This is a genomic window from Nocardioides sp. (genome assembly GCF_041393715.1).
GTDB lineage: Bacteria > Actinomycetota > Actinomycetes > Propionibacteriales > Nocardioidaceae > Nocardioides.
In genome coordinates, this window is sequence record NZ_JAWKJQ010000022.1 from 1 (window position 1) to 5,223 (window position 5,223).

Annotated in this window: 3 protein-coding genes and 1 pseudogene; 2 read left to right on the top strand and 2 right to left on the bottom strand. The window is 71.5% G+C overall.

Annotated elements, in window-relative coordinates; all coding sequences use genetic code 11:
• Window positions 1-2,895 (bottom strand): AAA family ATPase (locus R2740_RS18375; RefSeq protein ID WP_371304148.1); only part of this gene is annotated, 2,895 nt, incomplete at its 3' end.
• Window positions 2,896-2,985: 90 nt separating this feature from the next.
• A pseudogene (gene mobF / locus R2740_RS18380) lies at window positions 2,986-4,190 on the bottom strand (MobF family relaxase); the annotation flags it as partial.
• A 313-nt stretch (window positions 4,191-4,503) separates the two neighbouring features.
• On the opposite strand from mobF, the gene R2740_RS18385 reads away from it, so the two are divergent.
• The gene (locus tag R2740_RS18385; RefSeq protein ID WP_371304146.1) at window positions 4,504-4,884 is read left to right on the top strand and encodes a hypothetical protein; all 381 of its coding nucleotides are present in this window, start codon (window positions 4,504-4,506) and stop codon (window positions 4,882-4,884) included.
• On the top strand, window positions 4,850-5,223 hold a 374-nt coding region (locus R2740_RS18390), incomplete at its 3' end, for a hypothetical protein (protein WP_371304147.1). The genes R2740_RS18385 and R2740_RS18390, both read left to right, overlap by 35 nt.

The following is a 5,223-nucleotide window of genomic DNA, read 5'->3' on the forward strand; positions in this document are numbered from 1 at the left end:
GGTCCGCCAGACCAGCGCCTGGCACTCGTCGACGCCGTCCCAGCCGTCGCTCGGCATCGCCCGCCCGGCACCCAGCAGGGCCTCGACCTGCCAGCCGCGCTGAACGCCGTGGTCAACGTTCGAGACGAGAGCGGGCCACCAGGTGCTGGCCTGGATGCTCGCGGCGCGCTCGGGACCGAACAGCTCTACGAGTCGCGGAGTCCACTCGGTGGTGACGCTCTCGCCGTGGGAACCGTCACCGATCTGCGCGGCGACGGCCGGGGTCAGCTGACGGGCCATGCGCCACCACACGGCCGCCGCGGCGTGCTCGTCGGGCAGCGGGCCCGCCGGGTGGTCCGCGGTGGTGGCGGTGCGCAGCAGCTCGTGGGCGGTGATGCCGGCGCGGGACATCGCGGCGAGACGCTCGGCCAGCAGCGGGGTGAACTCGTCGTCGCGGACCTGCGGCGCCAGCGAGTAGAGCAGCTGGCGCCATTCCTTGAGCGCCGGGGTGTGGTCTCCGGTGACGGACTTGTTGAGGCGCCGCTGCCAGGTCGCGGAGATCTTCTGCAGCTGCGGCGCACCGGTCGGTCGCCGGTCGTCGCCGGGGACCTGCATGGCAGCTCGCCAGACCTCGACGTCGGCGATGGCGGTCGTCTCGGGGCGGATGCCGTTCTGGGCCCACACCGGCAGCACGCCCTTGTCGGCCTGGTCGGTCGCGCGGCTGCTCACCTGGTCGGCGAGCTCGCCGACCAGGTGAGCACGCTGGGCGAGGTAGGCGCCCCAGTGCGGGTCCTCGGCCAGTCGGGCCGGGACCGCAGGCATCCAGGGCAGCGGTCCGGCGCCGGCGGTGCGCAGCCCGGAGGCGTCCAGGCGCCAGTCGAGGACCGCGGCGCGGTCGTGCGCGGTCTCCAGCTCGCGGTCGCTGGCGGCTGCCCGGAGCGCGTCGACGGGGTTCTCTCCGGCTGCGCCGATCAGTAGAAGGTGGGCCCGCAGGGTCGGCCAGGCAGCCTCGTCGGAGAGCCCGGGAACGAGGGTCTCGACCGCGGTGTCCAGCTCGTCGACGATGCTGAGCGCGGTGCCGTCTGCGCTGGTGGTGGTCTCGTGGCGCAGCAGGTCCTCGGCGGCGACGTAGAGGCCGTCGAGGTAGCGCTGAGCGGCCTCCCCGAGTCGGGTGGCCGGGTCGCCCTGCTCGCGGATCAGGCTGGTCGCGGACCGCTGGGCGTCGTCGCGGGCCAGCATCGACTCGAGAATGTCGGTGGGCGTGAGCGGCCGGACGAGCGTCGGGTGGATCACCGAGTGCGGGTCCCCGTCGCCCACGACCTCGAGGTAGACGTGGTTGGCCTGGGCGCCGCGGGTCATCATCGTGTAGAGCTGCTGACGCGACTCAGTGCCTGTGGCCAGGCCGTGCATCGTGTCGGCGGTGACGCCCTGGGCGGTGTGGACGGTGCACGCGTAGCCGAGTTCGGTGGCCGTGGCGACGTAGTCGGCGGGCAGCCGCACGGTGCGGCCGTGCTGGGTGTGCTGGACGGTCAGGTCGCCGCTGTCGTGGATCTCCAGGACGGTCCAGCGGTCGCCGTTCTTGACCCAGTCGGTCGCCGAGGTGCGCAGCCGGCGGTCGTTGGTGCGGGTGATGATCAGTTCGCCGATCGAGGCCTCGTTGCCGTCGGCGAGCCGGCGAACCGGGCCGGCGGCTGCGACGTCGGCCGGGTCGATCCCGTCCAGGCGGTGGGCGCGGGCCTGCTGGTTCAGTTCGCTGACCAGGTCGCGGGTCGGGGCGAGCATGATCGAGTCCAGCCCGGCGGCGCGGTCGGCCTGCCAGGCTGCGAAGACGTCCTCGGTCATGGTGGCCAGGTCGCCGACGTGGACCCGGTCGCGGTCGAGATAGAAGCCGAGCGCCTCGGTCTTGCCCTCACGTAGCGCGAGCGAGGCGGCGCCCTCGGCGGGGTCCTTGAAACGGACGAGCTCGGTCAGCTGCAGCGCGCCATGGGTGGCCTGGATGTCGCGCAGGACGCCGCCGGCGCCGATCGCGGAGAGCTGCTGGTCGTCGCCGATCAGCCGGACGCTGCCGCCGCGCTCGAGGATGTAGGACACCGCGGCGTCCAGCGAGAGGGTGTCGGCCATCCCGGCCTCGTCGATGACCACGAGGGTGCCCGAGTCGATGCCAGCGACCCAGCCCGGCATCGCGGCGCCGGACTCTCGGGCCTCCAGGAGCGAGTGGGTCAGCTTGGCCAGCGTGTCCGTCTGGGTGTCGATCTGCGAGCCCATGGATGACCTCAGGGCGTCGGCGGCGGCGGCCGACGGCGCCAGGCCAATGATCGTGCCCCCGCCATCAGTCCAGGCGCTGGCCAGCGCGCGCATCGCGGTGGTCTTGCCCGAGCCGGCCGGCGCGATGGCTAGCTGTAGCCGGGCGCCGGAGGTGGCCATCTCCCGCACGAGCGTGGCCTGTCCGGCGTTGAGGGTGATGCCGTTCGCGGTCGACTCCAGCAACGCCAGCTCGACCGAGGACTCCTCGACGGCGGACCCGTCGTGGCGGCCGGCGGCGCCGACCAGGCGCTGCTCGGCTTCCAGCACCTTGCCCGAGGTGAACAGGTGGACGCCACCAACGGTGTAGACCGAGGAGCCGTCGACGCGGCGCAGTTCGTCCGGTTCAGCGATCGAGTCGAGCGGCTGGGTGATGCGGACGGACCGGCCATCGAGCACGTCTTCCACGAGCATCGAGACCAGCTGATCGACCTGGTCGGACGGCACGCTCACGGCTCGGACTTGGCGCTGTGCTTCGGCGTAGACGTGCCAGTACTGCCAGGTGGACCGGGCGCCTTCCATCGTCGCGACGATCCGTTCGGTCGTCTTGGTGAACCACGAGGAGTCCGCCTGCGGCGCCGGGGATCCCTTCGGGTTCAGCGCCGCGTGGATCATCTGGTCGATGTGCTGCGGGGTGCCGAGAACCTCGAGAGCTTCGCGGCGCCACGCCTGACGCTGCTCGGAGAGGGTGCGTGGCTCGTGCTTCGCCTCGCGGGTCTCCAGGGTCGCCTGCTGGGACAGCTGGATGGTTTCCACCGGGGTGGGGGGCCGGCCATGGGTGGACTGGAACGCCGCGGCCAGCTCCTTGCGGCGCTCCTCCACGCTGGCGCGGCGCTTGGAGAAGCGGGTGTTCAGCTGTGCGTCGACGCCGACGAGCTCGCGGATGGGACGCTTACGGGCGTCCTCGTTCGGGCGCTCATCGAACCGGACTCCGAGGGCCTCGGTGAGGTGCCGTTCGAGCGCGGTGTTGTAGGTCTCGGAGGCGGACACCTTGGCCTTGAACATGAGCCGGCCGTCGATGGCCAGCCACTTGCCGTCGAGCGTCTGGACCTTGTTCGCCACGGCAACGTGGGTGTGCAGGTCGGGGTCGCCGGCGCGGGAGTCGCGGTGGGTGAACGCGGTGGCGACCAGGCCGCGGACGTTGACCTGGCGGACACCGTTGGTGCCCTCGCGCGTGAACAGGGCCTTCTGCTCGATGAAGTCCAGGGCGTCCTTGATCGCAGCCTGGTGGCAGCGCTCGATCACCGCGGCGTCTTCGGGTCGGCGATCGCCCACAGCACCGAGACGCTCTTCACCGCGAGAAGGTCAGGTCGTAGCCGGCCACCGCGTTGGTCTTGGGGCGGAGTGTTTGGCGATCGTGGCGGCCAGCTCGCGGGCATCAGTCGGTTCGCGGCCGTGCTCGTCGCGGAAGAACTCCGCGGCCACCTCGGTGCGGACCCCTGCCCGCTCAGCCGCGGGCACCGGCCAGTCCCCGGGGAGCCCGGCGGCCTCGTTGAGGGCGGCGATGCGCTTGGCGACCTCGATCCGGAACGGGCTGATGTCGTTGTCGTAGACCTTGTACGGGGTGCCGAGGCGGGCCGCGGCCTTGTAGTCGGCCTTGGTTGGCCGATCGGCCTCGTCGCGGCCGATGCGAAGGTCCAGCTGCTTGGTCCGCTGGGTGGCCAACGGTGGTGGCCGGAGCCGAACAGGCTCTGCATGTGGTCGGCGGTGACGATGTCGCCGGCCTCCAATCCAGCGATGCCCTCGTCCCCAACTCCAAGGCCCGAGCCGACCCACACACCGGGGGTCTCGCCCTTCGCGGTGTAGTAGCTCGACAGGCCGGTGTGGCCCTTGTCGGTGGCGTCCATCGCTGCGACCTGGCGGGTCAGGTAGTCGTACCCCGACCCGGCCGTCAGCTTGTGGAGGCTCATCGTCACGGTCACCTACGTGCGCGCGGGCGCGTCGGGCGATCACTTGGGCGCGGATTTCTGGTGTGTTCTTTCTATTCGGCGAACCGAGAATGCACTAGGTGTGTGGCACTTCGTTGGTCGCGGGAAATCGGGGGGACGCTGAGGGGCGTCGGTGACGGCTGGGGCGTTGGGTTCGGATCGGCTGGACTGGTCGGTTGGGCTGGATGGGGCGGGGGGAGTGGGTCTGAAGGTTTCTGCGGCTGGGTGATCGCTCGGGGTCGGAGAAATGTCGTAGGTGACTGTCAGAGTCCATGTCGACACGAGTGAGGACCGGATGAGTCAGCAGACGATCAAGCAGCAGGCGCGGCGGACGGCGCGGGAGATGGCCGAGAAGCGGCGGCGCGAGCGCGAGGAGCGGGAGCGTCGGGTGGTCGACCTGGCCGAGCGGGTCATGGTCGCTATCGGTGAGCGCGACGCGGCGGTGGCTGAGACCGAGAAGCGGGCCGGTGAGGCGCTGCGTGAGTTGACCGAGGGTGAGGGCCTGTCCCTGAGCGAGGCCGTCGAGTGGTGCGGCGAGACGGTGACGGTGCGGGAGGCGACGCGGCTGCGGCGGCTCGCCGCTGAGCCGGAGACCGGCGAGCAGGGCGGCGACGGTGCGGCGGAACTGGCGACCGCTGGGAGTGGGGGAGCGGGTGCCGGTTCGTCGGCTGGATGACGCCGGCCTCGCGGCGGTCGCGGCAGCGATCGCGGACCCGGCGGTGCTCACGCGCTACCGGGCGAAGGTCGCCACCGTGCCGGGCAGTGAGTGCCTGTGGTGGACCGGGGCCGTGGCCGGTCGGTCCGAGCGCGAGCGCACGGACGGCGGCGGCCACGGTCGGTTCTGGTATGCGCCGGGGCGGGTGATCATCGCCCACCGGTTCGCGTACGCGGTGATGCACGGCGTGGACGCGCTCGACCAGGCGCGGCTGCTCGGGCACCGGTGTCACAACCCACTGTGCCAGCGGATCGCGCCGGATCATGTCGTGGTGTCGAGCGCGGCGCAGAATCGTCGGGA

Bases quoted from the DNA above. Each gene is read 5' to 3' on its own strand.
- R2740_RS18385 (WP_371304146.1), top strand. From the start codon at position 4,504: ATGAGTCAGCAGACGATCAAGCAGCAGGCGCGGCGGACGGCGCGGGAG.